Origin of the sequence: Micromonospora sp. H33 (genome assembly GCF_052068455.1) — a bacterium.
In the GTDB taxonomy this organism is placed as follows: Bacteria; Actinomycetota; Actinomycetes; order Mycobacteriales; family Micromonosporaceae; genus Micromonospora.
Genome location: NZ_JBQHDE010000003.1, coordinates 158,225 through 176,755 on the forward strand (window position 1 = coordinate 158,225; position 18,531 = coordinate 176,755).

Sequence of the window (18,531 nt, forward strand, 5' to 3'; positions counted from 1 at the left end):
GTCAGCTCTCCGCCGGGACGGCGGCGACGGCTTCGACCTCAACGAGCTGGTCGGGGTAGCCGAGGACGGCCACACCGAGCAGGGTGCTGGGTGGGTCGTGGTCGCCGAACGCGTCCCGGACCACCTGCCAGACGGTCACCAGGTCGGGGCGGTGCGCCGACGCCACGTAGACCGTGGTCTTGACGACGTCGGCGACGCGGGCGCCGGCCGCCGCGAGCGCGGTCTCCAGGTTGGCCATCACCTGCCGGGCCTGGGCGGCGTGGTCACCGGGGGCGACGGTACGACCCTCGCGGTCCAGCGGGCACGCGCCGGCGGTGAAGACGAGGCGCGTCGCTGACTCGACCGTGGCGACGTAGGCGTACTCGGCATCGGCGAGCGCGGGGACGTGGCGGAGATGGGGCACGGCCCGACGCTAGCCGCGCCCCGGCGGGAGCTCGACCCAATTTCGGGGTGTTAACAGGGGGCCCTTCCTCTACCGGAGGCGTTAAGAAGGGGCCCTTCCTTCAGGCGGACTCGCGTACCACCAGCTCCGTCGGGAGGATCACCACCCGCTCGATCGGCTCGCCGGCGGCGAGGCGCAGCAGTTGCCGGGTCATCTGCCGGCCGATCTGCTGGATCGGCTGGCGGACGGTGGTGAGCGGCGGCTCGGTGTACGCGGCGGTCTCGATGTCGTCGAAGCCGATCACCGCGACGTCGTCCGGCACCCGCCGCCCCGCCTCGCGGAGCGTCCGCAGGGCGGCGTGCGCCATCAGGTCGGAGGCGGCGAAGACCGCGTCCAGGTCCGGGTGCTCGGCGAGGAGCTGCCGCATCGCCGCCGCCCCGGACTCGCGGGTGAAGTCCCCGACGGCGACGATCTCGGGCAGCCCGGCGGCGGCCACCGTCTCGCGGTAGCCGGTGAGCCGCTCGATGCCGGCCACCATGTCCTGCGGGCCGGCGATGGTGGCGATGCGCCGCCGGCCGCCGTCGATCAGGTGCCGCACCGCCCGGTTCACCCCGCCGACGTGGTCGACGTCCACGTACGGCACGTCCTCGTCGCCGAGCGGCCGGCCGCTGCACACCACGGGGATGCCCAGCCGGGCCAGCCGGCCGGGCAGTGGGTCGGCGCCGTGCAGGGAGGCGAACAGCACCCCGTCCACGTGCCGGCCGGTGGTGTACCGCTCCACGCGCTCGTGCCCGCCCGGCGAGCCGGCCAGCATCAGCACCAACTGCTTGTCGGCCGCCTCCAACTCCTGGGCCGCCCCCCGGATGATGCCGGGGAAGACCTGGTCGTCGGAGAAGACCCGGGTCGCCGCCTCGGGCATGACCAGCGCGATCGAGTCGGTCCGCTGGGTGACCAGGCTGCGGGCGGCCAGGTTCGGCACGTACCCCAGCTCGGCGACCGCGCGGCGCACGGCCTCGCGGATCGGCTCGGCCACGGTGGTGGAGCCGTTCACCACGCGGGAGACCGTGGCCCGGGAGACCCCGGCCCGCCGGGCCACCGCCTCGAGCGTCGGTCGTTGCGCCGTCGTCATCGCCGTCGTACCCCCGCTCGTCACAGCCCGTTCCGGGAGATCACCTCCTGGTACCAGCGGGCGCTCGCCTTCGGTGTGCGCCGCTGGGTCAGGTAGTCGACGTGGACGATCCCGAACCGCTTCCGGTAACCCTCGGCCCACTCGAAGTTGTCCAGGAACGACCATACGCAATAGCCGCGCAGATCCACTCCCCGGGCGATGGCCTCGTGTGCCGCCCGTAGGTGCCCGTCGAGGTACGCGATCCGGTCGGTGTCGACGATCTCCCCGGCCGGGTCGCTCCCGGTCTTGTCCGGGAACGCCGCGCCGTTCTCGGTGACCAGCAGCGGCACTCCCGGGTAGTCGGTGGCGAGGCGTTCCAGCATCCGGGTGAGCCCGGCCGGCTCGATCATCCAGCCCATGTCGGTGAGCGGACCGGCGGGCGGCAGGAACTCCACCGCGCCGTCGGTGCCCGGGTACGCTCCGCCGCCCCCGGCGCCGTCCGGCCGTCCGGCGACGTAGGTGGGCGCGTAGTAGTTGACCCCGAGCAGGTCGATCGGCGCGGCGATCAGCTTCTCGTCCCCGTCCCGGAGGAACGTCGGCTCGACGATCCGCGCGACGTGCTCCAGCACGTCCTCCGGGTAGGCCGCCCGCAGCAGCGGATCCAGGAAGATCCGGTTCTGCAGGCCGTCGACCAGGCGTACCGCGGCGGCGTCCGCCGCGCTGTCCGGGTCGGCCGGGCGGATGTCGCCGGTGTTGAGCGTGATCCCCACGGTCTCCGCGCCGGCCGCCCGCAGCGCCCGGGCCGCCAGGCCGTGCCCGAGCAGCAGATGGTGTACGGCGGTGAAGGCCGCCCCCGCGTCCTGCACCCCGGGGGCGTGCACCCCGTTGCCGTATCCGAGGTAGGCCGAGCACCACGGCTCGTTGAGCGTGGTCCAGGTGCGGACCCGGTCGCCGAGCCGGGCGTGCACGGCGGTGGCGTACGTGGCGAAGTGCTCGGCGGTCTCCCGCTCGGTCCAGCCGCCCCGGTCCTCCAGCGTCTGTGGCAGGTCCCAGTGGTAGAGCGTGACGATCGGCTCGATGCCCCGGTCGAGCAGCGCGTCGACAAGCCGGTCGTAGAAGTCCAGGCCGCGCGGGTTGACCGGACCGACGCCGTCGGGCTGGATCCGCGGCCAGGCGACCGAGAACCGGTACGCGTGCAGCCCCAGCTCCGCCATCAGGGCCACGTCGTCGGCGTACCGGTGGTAGTGGTCGCAGGCGACGTCACCGGTGTGGCCCTGGTGGACCTTGCCGGGTGTACGGCTGAAGGTGTCCCAGATCGACGGGCCGCGACCGCCGTCGCGGACCGCACCCTCGATCTGGTACGCCGCGGTGGCGGCGCCCCAGCGGAAGTTCTCCGGAAATCGCAGCTCGTTCACTGAGCCTTCTTTCGTTCGCGACTGCGGGGCTCGCAACCCCGGCTCACTCCTCGCGCTCACGCCTTGACCGCACCTTCCATGATCCCGCCGATGATCTGGCGGCCGAACAGGACGAAGACCAGCAGCAGCGGGAGCGTCGCGATGGCCGTGCCGGTGAAGACCTGCGACATGTCCTGGTAGTACCCGTCCGACAGGGCCCGCAACGACAGCTGCACGGTCGGGTTCTCCGGGTCGTTGAGCACCGCGTACGGCCAGAGGAAGTCGTTCCAGGTGGTCATGAACGTGAGCAGGCCGAGGACCGCGGCGGCCGGGCGGAGCGCCGGCAGCACGACGTTCCAGTAGATGCGCGCCGTGCCGCAGCCGTCGACCCGGGCCGCCTCGATCAGCTCGGTGCTGACCGCCTGCGCCGCGTACTGGCGCATCATGAACACCCCGAACCCGGTGACCAGGGCGGGGACGATCACGGCGGGCAGGCGGTCGTTCCAGTTCAACTTGGTCATCAGCATGTACAACGGGATGACGCCGAGCTGGGTCGGCACCATCATCGTCGCGATGATGACCATGAGCAGGGCGTTCCGCCCGCGGAAGCGCAGCTTCGCGAAGGCGAACCCGGCCAGGGTGGAGAAGAAGACCACCGACACGGTCACGGTGCTCGCCACGATCGCCGAGTTGATCAGACCGGTGAGGAAGTACGCGTCGGTGTTGGCGAAGAGCCGGGAGATGTTCGCGCCCAGGTTGCCGCCGGGGGTGACCGGCGGGGGGAGCTGACCCATCGCGTCGCTGGACCGGCTGGCCACCACGAACATCCACCAGATCGGGAAGATCGAGGAGAACGCGGCGACCACCAGGGCGCCGTACGTGAGCGGGCTGGCCCGCCAGAGCCGGCTCATCCCCGGCCCCCCTTCCGGCCGCCCGTGCGGGTTCCCACGCCGGTGCCGAGCCGGCGGATGATCAGCACGTTGACCACCGCCACGACGGCGATGAGCGCGAAGAGCAGCCACGCCACGGCCGAGCCGTACCCGAAGTTGTAGTACGGGGCGAACGCGTTCTCGAACATGTACATCGTCACCGTCTGTGACTCCCGGGACGGCCCACCGCGGATCGCGTTGGTCCCGGAGTGGAAGAGGCGGGGCTCGGTGAAGAGCTGGAGCCCGCCGATGGTGGAGATGATGACCGCGAAGATGATCGTCGGCCGGAGCAGCGGGACGGTGATCGACCAGAACTGCCGGGCCCGGCTCGCCCCGTCGATCGCCGCGGACTCGTACAGGTCACGGGGGATGGCCTGCATGGCGGCGAGGAAGATCAGCGCGTTGTAGCCGGTCCAGCGCCAGTCCACCATCGTGGAGATGGCGACCCAGGAGGCGACGCGGTTGGCCTTCCAGTCGATCGCGTCGACGCCGATCAGGTCGAGCAGCCAGTTGACCATGCCGAACTCGCGGCCGAACAGGACCCCGAAGACGATCGCCACCGCGGCGGTGGAGGTGACGTTGGGGACCAGCACCGCCATCCGCCAGCCGGTCCGGGCGCGGAGCTGACGGTTGAGCAGGTTCGCCAGCCAGAGCGCGGCGAGCAACTGCGGGACGGTGGAGATGACGAAGATGCCCAGGGTGTTGACGACCGCGTGCCAGAAGTCCGCGTCGGCCAGCAGCCGGGTGTAGTTCTCCGCGCCGATGAACGTCGGGTTGGTGCCGAGCAGGTCCCACTCGTGCAGGGAGACCCAGAGGGTGTAGCCCAGCGGGTACGCCCCGAAGACCGCGAAGAGCAGGAAGAACGGGGCGATGTAGAGGTAGGGCGACCAGCGTGTGTCGAACCGGCTGAGCCGGTAGGAGCGGATGGGCCGCGAGGATGGTGCCGCCGCCACGGGCGGCCGGGCGTCAAGCTGAACGCTCATGCCCGCGTACTCCTTTCCACGCCGCCCGCTCCCCACCGGCCCCGGCGCGACGGTTCGCGGGGCCGGTGGGGAAGCGGGGAGCGGCTACTTGGCGGCGGCCTTCTTCGCGTTCGTCACCGCGTCGGTCCAGCCCTGCCCGGGCGTACGCTGCCCCAGCTCCACGGTGCGGACGGCGTTCTCCACCTCGGTGCGGACGGCCTGGTTCTTCGGGCCCATGTAGACCGGCTTCAGGCTCTTGGCGCCGGCGGCGAAGATCTGGCCCACCGGGGCGTCGGAGAAGTACGCGTTGGTGGCCCCGGCGACGGCCGGGTCCTCGAGCGCCTGCGGTGACGAGGGCAGCGGGCCCTTGGCCTTGAACGCGCCGATCTGGCCCTTGGCGCTGGTCAGGAACTTGGCCAGCTTGACCGCCTCGTCCTGGTGCTTGCTCTGCTTCGGCACGGCGAGGTAGGAGCCGCCCCAGTTGCCGCCGTTGCCGGGCACCCGGGCGATGTCCCACTTGCCCTTGGCCGCCGGGCCGGCGTTGCCCTCGATGACGCCGGTCATCCAGGCCGGGCAGGCGATGGTGGCGAACTTGGCCTGCTTGAACGCGGAGACCCACTCCTCGGACCACGCGCCGTACTTTCCGGACAGGCCGGAGTCGATGATGTCCATGGTGGTGTCCCAGGCCTGCTTCACCGCCGGGTTGGTGTCGACCACCAGGTTGTCGCTGGTGTCGTAGTAGTGGTAGCCCGAGGTGTTGCCGGCGGTCTGGAGCACGATCGTGTTGAACGTGTTGGTGGCCGCGTCCAGGAATGACGCCCCGGTCTTCGCCGCCGCGAACTTCTCGCCGGCGCGGATGTAGTCCGGCCAGGTCGGCCAGAGCGCCGACACGGCGTCCCGCTCGGTGGGCAGGCCGGCCTTGGCGAACAGGTCCTTGCGGTAGCACATCGCCATGCCGCCGACGTCGGTGCCGAGACCGATGAGCTGCTTGCCGTCGGCGGTGAGGCCGGCGTTCCACTTCCAGTCGAGGAAGTTGCCCTTCAGCTCGGCCGCGCCGTGGTCGAGCAGGTTGACGAAGTTGCCCGGGTTGGCCTTGTACTCGACCAGCAGGCCCTCCTCGATCGCGACCACGTCGCCGGCGCCCTTGCCGGCGGCGAGCCACTGGGTGAGCTTCGGCGAGTACTCGTCGAGGTTGCCGCCGGTGCCCCGCTCGACGATCTTCACGCCGGGGTTGGCGGCCATGTACTCCTTGTACAGCTCGTCGTAGCCGAACTGGCCGAACACGTCGACGGTCAGCGTGACCGTGCCGTCGCCGGCGTCGTCGCCGCCCCCGCCGCAGGCGGTGGTGGCGAGCAGGGTGGTGGCGGCGAGAAAGGCGACCGCCGCGAGGCGGCGGCGCGAGGTGGCACCCATGTCTCGGACCCCTCTCAGGTCGGGTGGGTGGTCGTGGGTGAATCTGAGAGAGCGCTCTCTCACAGCCTCACCTGCCGCCGCGCCGGATGTCAAGAGAGCGCTCTCTCGCCCCGTCGCCCCGTGCCGCAACAGGCCGCTTACACGGAAAGAGTGGCTGTTCCGGCGCGAACAGCCACTCTTTCCGCGAAAGTGCGCCTCTTGGGGGCGGGGGCGGGGCGGGGGGTGGGGTGGGTCAGCCGACCCGGAGGCCGCCCAGGAGGTTGCGGTCGCCGGCCACGGTCAGGGTGTCGAAGCTGACCCGGCCCCACAGCGCCAGCAGCAGGTCGCTGGCCGTGCCGACGACCTGGACCCGGGCGTGGTGGTCGTCGTGGTCGAGGATGGTCGCGGTGTCCAGCAGGGCCACGCCCTCGCCGCGCAACCGCAGGAACCACTCCTGGGCCGCGTCGGGAGCCGACAGGTGCACCACCCCGTGCCACGGCCCGCCCGGCTGGCGCCGCCCGGCGGGCAGCCAGGTGTCCAGCACCTCGCTCACCCCGTCGGCCGCGAGCTTCGCCTCGACCGGCTCACCGGCGGCGATGGCGAGCTGGGCGTCCCAGCGGTGCACCGCCGTCTCGTGCGCCATCCGGCGCGGCCAGAAGCCGGCCTTCTTCGGCTGGGGCGCCCAGTTCCACGCCGGTGCCTCCGGGTCGAGCGTGTCGAAGCGGGCCATGAGCTGGTCGTACGCCTGCTGCCAGAGTCGGAGCGGGGTCTCGCCTGGACCCGGCTCGACCGGCTGGGCGCGGCCGGACGGTGCGGTGGTGGCGGACGTCCCGGCGATGCCGTGGACCCAGCGGTAGATCCCGGCGAGGTGCAGCGTCAGGTCGGTCACCGTCCAGCCGGGGCAGGACAGCACCGGCGTCTCGGCGGGTGCCTCGGCCACCGCCGCGGCGAACGCCCGGCCCTCCGCCCGGAGCGCCCCGATCCAGAAGTCCTTTGTGCCGTGCAGTCTGCTCATCGCCATCCTCCCGGGGGTGACCGGGCCACCAGTGGGCGCCCCGGCTACCCCTCAGCCTAGGGTGAAGGGCGTGTCAGACGTCCATACCCAACCGACAACCGGGGCCGAACGGGACGCCGAGTGCCACCTGGCGCCGTACACGACACTGCGCCTGGGCGGCCTGGCGACCCGCGTCGTCACGGCCACCACCGCCGACGAGATCGTCCGCGCCGTGTGGGAGGCGGGTGAGCGAGACGAGCGGATCCTGATCCTCGCCGGGGGCAGCAACGTGGTGATCGGTGACGCCGGCTTCCCCGGGACCGTGGTGCTGGTCCGCTCCCGAGGCCTCCAGGTCGTCGCGGAGGACGCCGACATCGTGACCGTACGTGTCGAGGCCGGCGAGCCGTGGGACGAATTCGTCGCCGCCACGGTGGCCAACGGCTGGTCCGGCCTCGAGTGCCTCTCAGGGATCCCCGGCTCCACCGGCGCCACCCCGATCCAGAACGTCGGCGCGTACGGGCAGGAGGTCGCGGAGACCATCACCGGCGTGCAGGTCTACGACCGGGTGGCCGGCACCACCGACCGGATCACCGCCGCCGACTGCGGCTTCATGTACCGGTCCAGCATCTTCAAGTACAGCGACCGGTGGGTGGTGCTGTCGGTCGACTTCCGGCTCGCGCGGTCGCCGCTGTCCGGCCCGATCCGGTACGCGGAACTGGCCCGGGCGCTCGGCGTCGAGGTGGGTGACCGGGTGCCGCTGGCCGACACGCGTGCCGCCGTGCTGCGGTTGCGGGCCGGCAAGGGCATGGTGCTCGACCCCGCCGACCCGGACACCTGGTCGGTCGGGTCGTTCTTCACCAACCCGGTGCTCGACCGGGCCGCGTACGAGCGCCTGCGGGAGCGGGCCGCCGACGTCGGTGAGCCGCCGTCCTGGCCCGGAGCCGGGGACACGGTGAAGGTCAGCGCGGCCTGGCTGATCGACAAGGCCGGCTTCGGCAAGGGCCACCCCGGTCCGGACGGCGCCGTCACCATCTCCACCAAGCACACCCTGGCCCTGACCCACCGCAGCGGCACCGCCCGCACCGCGGATCTGGTGGCCCTGGCCCGCGAGATCCGCGACGGCGTGGAGTCCCGCTTCGGCGTGACCCTGCACCCCGAACCCGTCCTGGTGAACTGCACTCTGTAACCGCGGGGGCCCGGCCCGTGTTGATCATGAGGTTGACGGCGATGTGGATCTCCTTCACTGCCGCCAACCTCATGATCAACGGGGTCGGTGGGGGGTTACGGCGGGCCAGGGGACGGTCAGTTCGCCGTGGCGCCAGCGGCGGGGGCGGTCGAGGATCGGCCAGCCGGCCTCGCGGACTGCGGTCACCGTCCGCAGCCAGCGTTGGCGGGGCCCGTAGGGGGCGTAGGGGGCCGCTGACCGCCAGGCGGTCTCCAGGGCCGTGAGCAGGGCGTGGACGGGTTCGCCGTCGACGTTGCGGTGGATCAGCGCCTTCGGGAGACGTTCGGCGAACTGGGCGGGGCTCTCCAGGGTGGTCAGCTTCGCCGCGAGGGTCAGCGAGCGCGGTCCGTCCGCGTCGAGCAGCACCCAGGAGCCGAGCCGGCCCAGCTCGTCGCAGGTCCCCTCGACCAGCCGGCCGCCCGGGGCGAGCGCCCCGGTCATCGTCGCCCAGGCGCCGGCGACCTCGCTCTCGTCGTACTGGCGCAGCACGTTGAACGCGCGGACCAGGGCGGGGCGGAGCCCGGCCAGTTCGAAGCCGCCCCGGGCGAAGGTGAGCCACGGCGGGTCGGCGGCGGGCTGGGCGGCGGCGACGCGTACCGGATCGATCTCCAGCCCGACCACCCGCACGTCGGCGCGGACCGCGGCGGCCAGCCGGGCCCGCAGTTCGACGGCCGTGACCGGGGTGGCGCCGTAGCCGAGGTCGACCACCAGCGGGTCGGCGGCGGCCCGTACGGTCTCCCCGCAGGCGTCGACGATCCAGTTGTCCACCCGGCGCAGCCGGTTGGGGTTGGTCGTGCCGCGGGTGACGACGCCCAATGGACGCCGCACCGACCCGGCCATCACACTCAGCCGACCCGGTGCACCTTGTGCTGGGCGGCCTGCGCCAGCGGGCGGACCACCAACCGGTCGATGTTGACGTGGTGCGGCCGGGTGGCGCACCAGGCGATGCAATCGGCGACGTCGTCGGCGACCAGCGGGTCGGGAACCCCGGCGTAGACGGCCGCCGCGCGGTCGGGGTCCCCGTCGAAGCGGACCAGTGAGAACTCGTCGGTCTTCACCATCCCGGGGTCGATCTCGACGACCCGGACCGGCCGGCCGCACAGCTCCAGGCGCAGCGTGCCGGCGATGGCGGTCTGCGCGTGCTTGGCGGCCGCGTAGCCGCCCCCGCCCTCGTACACGGTGAAGCCGGCGGTCGACGACACGACGACGATCGTGCCGGCGCCGGAGGACTCCAGGGCGGGCAGCAGCGCCTGGGTCACCCGCAGGGTGCCGAGCACGTTCACGTCGTACATCCACTGCCAGTCGCCGACCGAGCCGGTCTCCACCGGGTCCAGGCCGCGCGCACCCCCGGCGTTGTTGACCAGCAGGGTGACCGGCCCGGGCGCCGCCGCGGCCGCGGCCGCGAGCCCGGCCACCGACTCGTCGGAGGTGACGTCGCAGGCCACCGCGGTGGCCGAGCCCCCGGCGCCCGCGATCTCCGCGACCAGGTCGGCGAGCCGGTCGGTACGCCGCGCGGCGGCCAGCACGTGGAAGCCCTCGGCGGCGAGCCGGCGGGCGGTGGCCGCACCGATCCCGCTGGACGCTCCGGTGACGACGGCGACTGAGGTCATCCGCTCATTCTCACCCCCGGCCGGGGCCGGTGGCGCGATGAGGTCCGTCACGCCCGGGAACGCCGGGAGGCATTACCGATCCCCGATCGGGAAGATGACATCCGGCGTGGAGGTTGACCGAGAGGCGCCGGTCGTGCGGAACGGCAACAACCGTGACAGAGGGAGCGGACGTGGCGGAACAGCACACCGGTGTCGGTCGTCAGCGAGGTGCCCGTCCGTGGCCGCGGCCCCGCCGCATCGCGACGCTCTCCGTGCACACCTCGCCGCTGCACCAGCCGGGCACCGGCGACGCCGGCGGCATGAACGTCTACATCGTGGAGGTCGCGCGGCGGCTGGCCGAGGCGGACGTCGAGGTGGAGATCTTCACCCGGGCCACCTCCGGTGACCTGCCCCCGGTGGTCGAGATGATGCCCGGCGTCCATGTCCGGCACATCACCTCCGGCCCCCTGGAGGGGCTGACCAAGGAGGAGCTGCCCGGTCAGCTCTGCGCGTTCACCGCCGGGGTGCTGCGGGCCGAGGCCTCCCGCCCGCCGGGCCACTACGACCTGATCCACTCGCACTACTGGCTCTCCGGCCAGGTCGGCTGGCTGGCCAAGGAGCGGTGGGGCGTGCCGCTCGTCCACAGCGCGCACACTCTCGCCAAGGTGAAGAACGCGCAGCTCGCGGCCGGGGACCGGCCGGAGCCCAAGGCCCGCGTGATCGGCGAGGAGCAGGTCGTCGCCGAGGCCGACCGCCTGGTCGCCAACACCAAGGTCGAGGCCGGCGACCTCATCGACCGGTACGACGCCGACCCGACCCGGGTCGCCGTGGTGGAGCCCGGCGTGGACCTGGCCCGGTTCCGGCCCGCCACCGGCGACCGGGACCTGGTCCGGCTCGCCGCCCGCCGCCGGCTCGGCCTGCCCGGGAACGGGTACGTGGTGGCGTTCGTCGGCCGGATCCAGCCGCTCAAGGCACCGGACGTGCTGATCCGCGCGGTGGCGGCGCTCCGGGAGCGGGATCCCGCGCTGGCCGGTGAGCTGACCGTGGTGATCTGCGGCGGCCCCAGCGGCAGCGGGCTCGACCGGCCGACCGCGCTGATCGAGCTGGCCGCCTCGCTCGGCGTGACCGACCGGGTACGGTTCCTGCCGCCGCAGACCGGTGACGCCCTGGCCGCCCTGTACCGGGCCGCCGATCTGGTGGCGGTGCCGTCGTACAACGAGAGCTTCGGTCTGGTGGCGCTGGAGGCGCAGGCCTGCGGCACGCCGGTCGTGGCGGCTGCGGTCGGCGGCCTGGTCACCGCCGTCCGCGACCAGGTGAGCGGTGTCCTCGTCGGCAGCCACGACCCGGTCGACTGGGCCCGTACGCTCGCGCACCTGCTGCCGGACGCCGGCCGCCGGGCGGAGTTGGCCCGGGCCGCGGAACGACACGCCCGCAACTTCTCCTGGGACCGCACCGTCTCCGGCCTGCTGGACGTCTACGGCGAGGCGATGTCCGAACACCGCGCCCGTCTGACGTCCGAACTCGCCACCTGCTCCTGGTGAACGGGCGCCGCGCGGGTCTGCCGGCGCGACCGTAGAGTGGGGGCGATGAGCGGCAAGAGCGACCTCGGGGCGTTGATCGAGTCGGTCTGCGACGAGCGGGACCTGGCCTGGGAGTCCACCGGCCCGAACTCGTATGCGGTCACCCTGCCCGGCACACACAAGCTCAAGACGGCCTGCAACCTGATCGTCGGCGAGCACGCCCTGCGGATCGAGGCGTTCGTGATGCGCCAGCCGGACGAGCGCCGCGACGAACTCTGGGCGTGGCTGCTCCAGCGCAACGCCCGCATGTACGCGGTCTCCTTCTCCATCGACGCGGTCGGCGATGTCTACCTGACCGGTCGGGTCAACCCGGCGGGGGTCGACGCCGACGAACTGGACCGGCTGCTCGGTGCGGTGCTGACGTACGCCGACGAGTCCTTCGACACCATGCTGGAGATCGGCTTCGGCACGTCGATCCGCCGGGAATGGGAGTGGCGGGTCAAGCGCGGCGAATCCACCGCGAACCTCGCGGCCTTCGCGCACCTCTTCGAGCCCTCGGCTGCGGGGACCGGACCGGCCGCCGGCGGCACCGGATCGCCCGCCGCCGGCACCGGATCGGCCGCCGGAGGTTCGGACCGGTCCTGACGGGTATGCCGCACCGCGCGGTGCGGCACTTGGGACCCGCCGCGTGCCGAGGACGGACTGTCGAGGAGCGTGAGCGTCCCATGGCTCAGCGAAGCAGCTCAGGTCGCGGCGGGACTGCGACCCGGAGCAAACGGCAGGCGGGGAACCAGACCCCGAACACCCCGCAGATCTCCGAAACCGCGATCTCGCGGATGAAAGTGGACGAGATTCGAGGGCGGTTGCGCCGGCACGGGGTGTCCGGCGTCTCCGCGCTGCGCAAGCCGGAACTGGTGAAGACGTTGGCACAGGCGTTGCGGTCGGCGCGGCGGGGCGGCGGGGCGGCCCGGACGGCCACCGGCCCCGCGGGGCGGGCGGCCGGCACGAGGGCGTCGGCGGGCCGCGCGGCGGCGACGAAGAAGGCGGCCGGGCGTACCGCGAAGGCGGCACCGTCCCGGGCGAAGGCCGCGCCGGCGAACAAGACCGCGCCCGCGAAGAAGGCCGCCGTGAGGAAGGCGGCCGCAAAGAAGGCTGCCGCCCGCAAGGCGGCCCCCGCGAAGAAGGCGGTGGCGGCGAAGAGGGCCGCGCCGGCGAAGAAGGCCGCGCCGGCGAAGAAGGCCGCGCCGGCGAAGAAGGCGGTGGCGGCGAGGAAGGCCGCGCCGGCGAAGAAGGCGGTGGCGGCGAGGAAGGCGGTGGCGGCGAAGAGGGCCGCGCCGGCGAAGAAGGCCGCGCCGGCGAAGAAGGCGGTGGCGGCGAGGAAGGCAGCGGCGGCGAAGAAGGCGCCGGCGGCGAGGAAGGCAGCGGCGGCGAAGAAGGCGCCGGCGGCGAGGAAGGCAGCGGCGGCGAAGAAGGCGCCGGCGGCGAGGAAGGCAGCGGCGGCGAAGAAGGCGCCGGCGGCGAGGAAGGCAGCGGCGGCGAAGAAGGCGCCGGCGGCGAGGAAGGCAGCGGCGGCGAAGAAGGCGCCGGCGGCGAGGAAGGCAGCGGCGGCGAAGAAGGCGCCGCCCGCGAAGAAGGCAGCGGCGGCGAAGAAGGCAGCGGCGGCGAAGAAGGCGCCGCCCGCGAAGAAGGCAGCCGCGGCGAGGAAGGCAGCGCCGGCGAGGAAGGCGGGGGCGGCCCCGACCGGCGCCGGGGCTACGGCGACACGGACCGGGCGGTTCACGTCGCGCTCGGCTCGGTCGTCGCAGGTCATCTCGTCGCCGGCCGACCGGCCGGAGCGTCCCGGGCGGAGCCTCGTCACCGCCAACCACGACGTCATCCGGCGGTGGGCGCAGGAGCGCAACGCGAGGCCGGCCACGATCGCGGGTACGGAGCGCGAGGGCCGCGCCGGTGTGCTCACGTTCAACATGCCGGGCTACCGGGAGAGCAGCCGGGTACGGGAGATCACGTGGGACGAGTGGTTCCGGACCTTCGACCTGCGGAAGCTGAACCTGATCTACCAGGAGCAGATGCGGGACGGCCGGCAGAGCAACTTCTTCCGGACCGAGTCACCCGATCGTGAGGATGCCTGAGTGTTTGCGGGAATGGCCGGCGGGTATGCGCTGTTGGCCACAGGGAAGACCCGTGACGGCGGTGACACCGGGTGGGACACCGGTGATGTGACCGGCGAGACAGCCGGTTCAGGTTGAATCCGCAATCCGGGCGAACTAACTTTATTGCACCGTGCCGCGCTCGGTTCCGTTCGGGGGAGCGGAGGATCGATCAGATCCGTGCAACGAGCGAGGCGCGGGGGACGGGTGGACCAGCACCGTTGGGGGACGGTGGCCACCTGTTTGGACCGGCGGCGCGAGCGGGCGCCGCTTACGGGGGTGAGTGCCGCCCGCCGCCGCCGGTCATACGCGCGAACGCCCACCACGACCTGTTCGTGGTGGGCGTTTCGTGTGCGCGGCGCCCCGGGTCACCTCCGGGAGGCCAGCGCCGGCTCCGGCCGTTCGGTGGCCCGGCGCCGGGCGGCGACGCGGCGCTCGCGCGGCGGGCCCGCGAGCAGGTGGCAGCCGGCGGCGAGCAGGCCCAGGGCGCCGACGATCAGCCAGTGCCGCTCGCCGAGGTACTGGAGGCTCACGCCGCCGAGGGTGGGCGCGACGAACGACGCCGCCGGGAACGCGAGGTAGAAGACCGACTGGTACCGGGCCCGCAGCTCGGGTGGGGCCAGGTCGGCGTTGATCTGGGCGTTGGGCGGGGCGGCGAGCATCTGGCCCACCGTCCAGACCACCGCCGCGACCAGGTAGACCCAGAGGTCGTCGGCGACGGCGAGGGCCGCGAAGCCCGCCGCGAGCAGGGCCGTCGAGACGGCCAGGACGTGGTCCTTGCGGTGCCGGTCGATCAGCCGCGGCACGAAGAGCTGCCCCACCACGATGAGCACGCCGCCGAGCGCCATCACGGCGCCGTACGCCGAGGGACGCAGCCCGTCCGCGCGCATGGCGAGCGGCATGATCGTGGAGGTCTGCATGGTCAGCACGGCCAGCACGAAGGTCAGCCCGACGAAGATCAGGAACACCCGGTCGGTCAGCGCGGTGTGCAGCCCCGGCCGCCGCACCCGCCCGGCCCGGTCCGTCCGGCCGGCCCGGTCCGCCTGCCGAGCCCGGCCCGCCTGCCGAGCCCGGTCCGGCCACCCGGCCCGCCGGGCGCGGCGGGTGTCCGGGAGCGTCTCGGGCACCTTTACGGCGATCACCAGCGCCGCGATCAGGGTCGCCCCGGCGTCGACCAGGAAGAGCGCGACGAAGCTCGCCTCGGCGAGGACACCGGCGAGCAGCGACGCGACTGCCATGCCGAGGTTGAACGCCCAGAACTGGAGGTTGAAGGCCCGCGACCGCCGTTCCTCGGGCACCACGTCGACGATGGCCGCGACGAAGGCGGGACTGGGCATCGAGTGGGCCACGCCGACCAGGGCGCTGAGAACGGCGATGAGCAGCAGATGCCGGCTGAACGCGAGCGCGACCATCAGTGCGGTCGTACCGAGGTGGGCGGCGAGCAGGGTGGCCCGCCGCCCCCAGCGGTCGGCGAGGACCCCGCCGAGCAGCACGCCGGCCGCTCCACCCAGCCCGTACGCCCCGACCATCGTTCCGGCCAGGCCCTCGCTCGCCCCGCGGGCCTCGGTGAGGTAGAGCGAGAGGAAGAGCATGGCGAAGGCGCCGGCGCGGTTGATCAGCAGACCGGCCCAGAGGTACCAGAACGTGGCGGGGAGCCCGCCGGCGGTGTCGTGCAGCCAGCGGCGCAGCACGTGCCCTCCGAACAGTTTTGTTTCCTAAACGAACTGTTCCCGACCGTAGGAAGGTCAACCCTTCCGCGCCAGCGTGTCGCGCGTCACGCCTCGTCGGCGGTGACCGTTGTGGTGCGCGTACCCCCGCCGGTCGTGGCCGGGACCGGCTCGGCCGGCGCGGTCGCCGCGGCCTCGCCCGCCTCCGGTGCGGGCGGCTGGAGCGCGACGACCGGGACCACCGGCGCGGTCGCGGTCCGCAGGGCGGCGGCGCGGCGCTCGCGGGCCGGTCCGGAGACCAGGTGCGCCACCGCCATCAGCCCGCCGATCACGGCGCAGCCCAGCCACAGCGCGGTGTTGCCGGCCTGCTCCCGGACCAGACCGCCGAGGACCGGCGCGGCGGCGCCGGCCACCTGCCAGGACAGCGAGAAGGCGCCCTGGTAGCGACCGCGCAGTTCGGCGGGGGAGAGTTCGGCGATCAGGGTGGCGTTGGACGGGGAGTTGAGCATCTCGCCCACGGTCCAGATCAGCACGGTCAGGCCGTAGAACCAGGCGGTCCCCGCGAACGCGGTCAGGCCGAACCCGACCCCCATCACCACCGCCGCCAGGGCGAGCACGTGCGAGCGGCTGCGCCCCTTGATCAGCCGCGGGACGAAGAGCTGGCCCACCACGATCAGCACCCCGTTCAGGGCGATCACCGAGCCGTACGTGGCGGGGGAGAGGCCCGAGTCGCCCATCGCGATCGGCAGCATCGAGATGTGCTGGAGGAACACCAGCGCGGAGAAGAGGTTCAGCGCCACGAAGCCGAGGAAGATCCGGTCGGTCAGGATGGTGCGCAGCGCCCCGGCCGGTGCGGCCGGCCGCCCGGTGGCGGCCACCACGGGCCGGCGGGTCTCCCCGACCTTGAGGAAGATGATCAGCGCGGTGACCAGCGTGGTGGCCGCGTCGACCACGAAGAGCAGCAGGTAGCCCGCCTCGGCGGCCATCCCGGCGAGCACGGCGGCGCAGGCGAAGCCGAGGTTGATCGCCCAGTAGTTCAGGGAGAAGGCGCGCAGCCGGTCCTTCTCCGGGACGACGTCGATCATCATCGCGCCGAACGCGGGCCGGGCCGCCTCGGCGAAGAGGCCGAGCAGGAGGGCGCCGAGCGCGACCGTCGACAGGTCCCGGGCGAAGCCGAGGGCCAGCATCATGGTCGCGGCGCCGAGGTGGGCGGTGAGCAGGGTCGGCCGGCGGCCCCAGCGGTCGGTGAGCGTGCCGCCGACGGTGGTGCCCACCGCGCCGCCGACGCCCCAGAGGCCCAGCACCAGGCCGGCCTGGGAGGCGGAGAAGCCCCGCTCCTGGGTGAGGTAGATGGCGAGGAAGACCAGGACGAACGAGCCGAGCCGGTTGATCAGGGTGCCGGCCCACAGGTACCAGAAGGTCCTGGGCATTCCGCCGGCGGTGTCCCGTAACCAACCCCGCATCGTCCGCACGTCGGCGCCCCCGTATTCGTAATGACCGGCGTCACTCCAGCGCCTTACAACCTAGTGCCGCCGCCGGGCGGTGGTCACCGGATTTTCCACGTGGTGGTCGTCACGACCCTTCGCGCGCGTGCGGCGGGTCGGTGGGGCAGGATGACCCGCATGACTGCTAGCGAAGGGCCTACCGTCGGGACGCTGGTCCTGCTGCGGCACGGCGAGAGCGACTGGAACGCGAAGAACCTCTTCACCGGCTGGGTGGACGTCGGCCTGACCGCCAAGGGCGAGGCGGAGGCGCGCCGCGGCGGTGAGCTGATGCGCGAGCACGACCTGCTGCCGGACGTGGTGCACACGAGCCTGCTGCGCCGGGCGATCCACACCGCCGAGCTGGCGCTGAACACCGCCGACCGGCAGTGGATCGCGGTGCGCCGGTCGTGGCGGCTCAACGAGCGCCACTACGGCGCCCTGCAGGGCAAGGACAAGAAGCAGACCCTGAACGAGTACGGCGAGGAGCAGTTCATGCTGTGGCGCCGCTCGTACGACACCCCGCCGCCGCCCATCGCGGACGACGACGAGTGGTCGCAGGTCGGCGACCCGCGCTACAAGCTGCTGCCGACCGAGTTGATGCCGCGGACGGAGTGCCTCAAGGACGTCGTCGAGCGCATGCTGCCGTACTGGTACGACTCGATCGTGCCGGACATCCTGGCCGGCCGGACGGTGCTGGTGGCGGCGCACGGCAACTCGCTGCGCGCCCTGGTCAAGCACCTCGACCAGATCAGCGACGAGGAGATCGCCAAGCTGAACATCCCGACCGGGATCCCGCTGCGGTACGACCTCGATTCAGAGCTGCGGCCGCACAAGGTGGGCGGCACCTACCTGGACGCGGAGGCGGCGAAGGCGGCCGCCGCCGCGGTGGCCAACCAGGGCCGCTGACGGATGCGACGACGGCCCCCGGTCCACCCGGACCGGGGGCCGTCGCGCGTCGCGGCTCAGCCGGCGGAGGGCGTCGTCTCGCCGGTGATCAGGTAGACGACGTGCTCGCCGGCGTTGACCGCGTGGTCGGCGAAGCGCTCGTAGAAGCGCCCGAGGAGGGTCCCGTCGATCGCGGTCTCCACCCCGTACGGCCAGTCGTCGCCGAGCAGCACGCCGAACAGGCTCTTGTGCAGGTCGTCCATGGCGTCGTCGTCGTGGTCCAGCTCGGCCGCCAGGTCGGCGTCGGGCTTGGCGAGCACGGTGGCGATCTTCCCGCCCATCCGGTCGGCGATGCCGGCCATGTCGGTGAAGATCGGCCGCAGCTCCGCCGGTACGGCCGGCGACGGGTGCCGTCGCAGTGCCGTCTTCGCCACGTGGTCGGCCAGGTCGCCCATGCGCTCGAGGTCGGCGGCGACGTGCAGCGCGGTGATCATCATGCGCAGGTCGGACGCGACCGGGGCCTGCCGGGCGAGCAGGTCGCACACCCGCTCCTCGACGTGGCGGTAGAGATCGTCGATCTCCGCGTCCCGCTGGATCACCGTCTCCGCAGCCGCCCGGTCGGCGGTGAGCAGGGCGCGGGTGGCCTGCCGCATCGCGGCGCGGACCCCCTCCGCCATGTCCACCAGCAGCTGGCTGACGAGCTGCAGATCGGCCCGGAACTCCTCGCGCATCATCACGTCCTGTGGTCGGTGCCGCCGGGCGGTGCCGGCGGGGTGGTAGTCAGGTGCGCGCCCCACGGTAGGCGGGACGGGCGGACCGCAGATGAACCCCGGTGAACGAAGCCGGACGTAAC

At 72.8% G+C, this 18,531-nt stretch carries 18 protein-coding genes; 5 read left to right on the forward strand and 13 right to left on the reverse strand.

The window, feature by feature from the left end; translation table 11 throughout:
• Position 1: 1 nt before the first annotated feature.
• The 7 genes from ACTMS0_RS09925 to ACTMS0_RS09955 all read right to left on the reverse strand — a co-directional run bounded on the left by ACTMS0_RS09925 (position 2) and on the right by ACTMS0_RS09955 (position 7,182).
• A complete protein-coding gene (locus ACTMS0_RS09925) occupies positions 2 to 403 on the reverse strand; it encodes a RidA family protein (protein WP_441154853.1) in 402 nt (133 codons plus the stop codon).
• Positions 404 to 503: 100 nt separating this feature from the next.
• Positions 504 to 1,511 carry a LacI family DNA-binding transcriptional regulator gene (locus tag ACTMS0_RS09930; RefSeq protein WP_441154854.1) on the reverse strand — a complete coding sequence of 336 codons (1,008 nt, stop codon included), beginning with the start codon at positions 1,509 to 1,511 and terminating at the stop codon, positions 504 to 506.
• A 20-nt stretch (positions 1,512 to 1,531) separates the two neighbouring features.
• Positions 1,532 to 2,905 carry a GH1 family beta-glucosidase gene (locus tag ACTMS0_RS09935; RefSeq protein ID WP_441154855.1) on the reverse strand — a complete coding sequence of 458 codons (1,374 nt, stop codon included), beginning with the start codon at positions 2,903 to 2,905 and terminating at the stop codon, positions 1,532 to 1,534.
• A 56-nt stretch (positions 2,906 to 2,961) separates the two neighbouring features.
• A complete protein-coding gene (locus ACTMS0_RS09940; RefSeq protein ID WP_441154856.1) occupies positions 2,962 to 3,795 on the reverse strand; it encodes a carbohydrate ABC transporter permease in 834 nt (277 codons plus the stop codon).
• A complete protein-coding gene (locus tag ACTMS0_RS09945) occupies positions 3,792 to 4,796 on the reverse strand; it encodes a carbohydrate ABC transporter permease (RefSeq protein ID WP_441154857.1) in 1,005 nt (334 codons plus the stop codon). The genes ACTMS0_RS09940 and ACTMS0_RS09945 overlap by 4 nt, the downstream gene beginning before the upstream one ends.
• Before the next feature lie 84 nt (positions 4,797 to 4,880).
• Entirely contained in the window at positions 4,881 to 6,188 is a 1,308-nt protein-coding gene (locus ACTMS0_RS09950; RefSeq protein WP_441154858.1) for an extracellular solute-binding protein, read from the reverse strand.
• Positions 6,189 to 6,420: 232 nt separating this feature from the next.
• Entirely contained in the window at positions 6,421 to 7,182 is a 762-nt protein-coding gene (locus ACTMS0_RS09955; RefSeq protein ID WP_441154859.1) for a maleylpyruvate isomerase family mycothiol-dependent enzyme, read from the reverse strand.
• A 70-nt stretch (positions 7,183 to 7,252) separates the two neighbouring features.
• On the opposite strand from ACTMS0_RS09955, the gene ACTMS0_RS09960 reads away from it, so the two are divergent.
• Positions 7,253 to 8,347, forward strand: coding sequence for a UDP-N-acetylmuramate dehydrogenase (locus ACTMS0_RS09960; RefSeq protein ID WP_441154860.1), 1,095 nt, complete (start codon positions 7,253 to 7,255; stop codon positions 8,345 to 8,347).
• A gap of 75 nt (positions 8,348 to 8,422) precedes the next feature.
• On the opposite strand, the gene ACTMS0_RS09965 is transcribed toward ACTMS0_RS09960, so the two are convergent.
• Positions 8,423 to 9,226, reverse strand: coding sequence for a class I SAM-dependent methyltransferase (locus ACTMS0_RS09965; RefSeq protein ID WP_441154861.1), 804 nt, complete (start codon positions 9,224 to 9,226; stop codon positions 8,423 to 8,425).
• A 5-nt stretch (positions 9,227 to 9,231) separates the two neighbouring features.
• On the reverse strand, positions 9,232 to 9,996 hold the full coding sequence (locus tag ACTMS0_RS09970; RefSeq protein ID WP_441154862.1) for an SDR family oxidoreductase: 765 nt from the start codon (positions 9,994 to 9,996) through the stop codon (positions 9,232 to 9,234).
• Positions 9,997 to 10,166: 170 nt separating this feature from the next.
• Here ACTMS0_RS09970 and mshA point away from each other — a divergent pair, with 170 nt between their 5' ends.
• On the forward strand, positions 10,167 to 11,516 hold the full coding sequence (gene mshA / locus ACTMS0_RS09975; protein WP_441154863.1) for a D-inositol-3-phosphate glycosyltransferase: 1,350 nt from the start codon (positions 10,167 to 10,169) through the stop codon (positions 11,514 to 11,516).
• Between the two features lie 45 nt (positions 11,517 to 11,561).
• Positions 11,562 to 12,140 carry a YbjN domain-containing protein gene (locus ACTMS0_RS09980; protein ID WP_441154864.1) on the forward strand — a complete coding sequence of 193 codons (579 nt, stop codon included), beginning with the start codon at positions 11,562 to 11,564 and terminating at the stop codon, positions 12,138 to 12,140.
• An 85-nt stretch (positions 12,141 to 12,225) separates the two neighbouring features.
• On the opposite strand, the gene ACTMS0_RS09985 is transcribed toward ACTMS0_RS09980, so the two are convergent.
• Positions 12,226 to 13,452, reverse strand: coding sequence for a hypothetical protein (locus ACTMS0_RS09985; RefSeq protein ID WP_441154865.1), 1,227 nt, complete (start codon positions 13,450 to 13,452; stop codon positions 12,226 to 12,228).
• Here ACTMS0_RS09985 and ACTMS0_RS09990 point away from each other — a divergent pair.
• The gene (locus tag ACTMS0_RS09990; protein WP_441154866.1) at positions 13,445 to 13,624 is read left to right on the forward strand and encodes a hypothetical protein; all 180 of its coding nucleotides are present in this window, start codon (positions 13,445 to 13,447) and stop codon (positions 13,622 to 13,624) included. The two genes, ACTMS0_RS09985 and ACTMS0_RS09990, sit on opposite strands and share 8 nt — an antisense overlap.
• Before the next feature lie 386 nt (positions 13,625 to 14,010).
• Here the strand turns inward: ACTMS0_RS09990 and ACTMS0_RS09995 are convergent, their stop codons facing one another.
• Positions 14,011 to 15,330 (reverse strand): MFS transporter, encoded by a 1,320-nt coding sequence (locus ACTMS0_RS09995; RefSeq protein WP_441155157.1) that lies wholly within the window; start codon positions 15,328 to 15,330, stop codon positions 14,011 to 14,013.
• Between the two features lie 86 nt (positions 15,331 to 15,416).
• Entirely contained in the window at positions 15,417 to 16,772 is a 1,356-nt protein-coding gene (locus tag ACTMS0_RS10000) for an MDR family MFS transporter (RefSeq protein WP_441155158.1), read from the reverse strand.
• 159 nt (positions 16,773 to 16,931) lie between these two features.
• Between ACTMS0_RS10000 and ACTMS0_RS10005 the strand changes: the two genes are divergently transcribed.
• Complete coding sequence (locus ACTMS0_RS10005; RefSeq protein WP_441154867.1) at positions 16,932 to 17,699, forward strand: phosphoglyceromutase; 768 nt, start codon at positions 16,932 to 16,934, stop codon at positions 17,697 to 17,699.
• A 56-nt stretch (positions 17,700 to 17,755) separates the two neighbouring features.
• Here ACTMS0_RS10005 and phoU read toward each other — a convergent pair whose 3' ends face one another.
• Entirely contained in the window at positions 17,756 to 18,409 is a 654-nt protein-coding gene (phoU, locus tag ACTMS0_RS10010) for a phosphate signaling complex protein PhoU (RefSeq protein ID WP_441154868.1), read from the reverse strand.
• Positions 18,410 to 18,531 lie beyond the last annotated feature (122 nt).

Coding starts and splice junctions, on each gene's coding strand:
- ACTMS0_RS10000 (WP_441155158.1), bottom strand. CDS start 16,772: ATGCGGGGTTGGTTACGGGACACCGCCGGCGGAATGCCCAGGACCTTC.
- ACTMS0_RS09930 (WP_441154854.1), bottom strand. CDS start 1,511: ATGACGACGGCGCAACGACCGACGCTCGAGGCGGTGGCCCGGCGGGCC.
- ACTMS0_RS09970 (WP_441154862.1), bottom strand. CDS start 9,996: ATGACCTCAGTCGCCGTCGTCACCGGAGCGTCCAGCGGGATCGGTGCG.
- ACTMS0_RS09955 (WP_441154859.1), bottom strand. CDS start 7,182: ATGAGCAGACTGCACGGCACAAAGGACTTCTGGATCGGGGCGCTCCGG.
- ACTMS0_RS09940 (WP_441154856.1), bottom strand. CDS start 3,795: ATGAGCCGGCTCTGGCGGGCCAGCCCGCTCACGTACGGCGCCCTGGTG.
- ACTMS0_RS09950 (WP_441154858.1), bottom strand. CDS start 6,188: ATGGGTGCCACCTCGCGCCGCCGCCTCGCGGCGGTCGCCTTTCTCGCC.
- ACTMS0_RS09965 (WP_441154861.1), bottom strand. CDS start 9,226: ATGGCCGGGTCGGTGCGGCGTCCATTGGGCGTCGTCACCCGCGGCACG.
- phoU (WP_441154868.1), bottom strand. CDS start 18,409: ATGCGCGAGGAGTTCCGGGCCGATCTGCAGCTCGTCAGCCAGCTGCTG.
- ACTMS0_RS10005 (WP_441154867.1), top strand. CDS start 16,932: ATGACTGCTAGCGAAGGGCCTACCGTCGGGACGCTGGTCCTGCTGCGG.
- ACTMS0_RS09945 (WP_441154857.1), bottom strand. CDS start 4,796: ATGAGCGTTCAGCTTGACGCCCGGCCGCCCGTGGCGGCGGCACCATCC.
- ACTMS0_RS09980 (WP_441154864.1), top strand. CDS start 11,562: ATGAGCGGCAAGAGCGACCTCGGGGCGTTGATCGAGTCGGTCTGCGAC.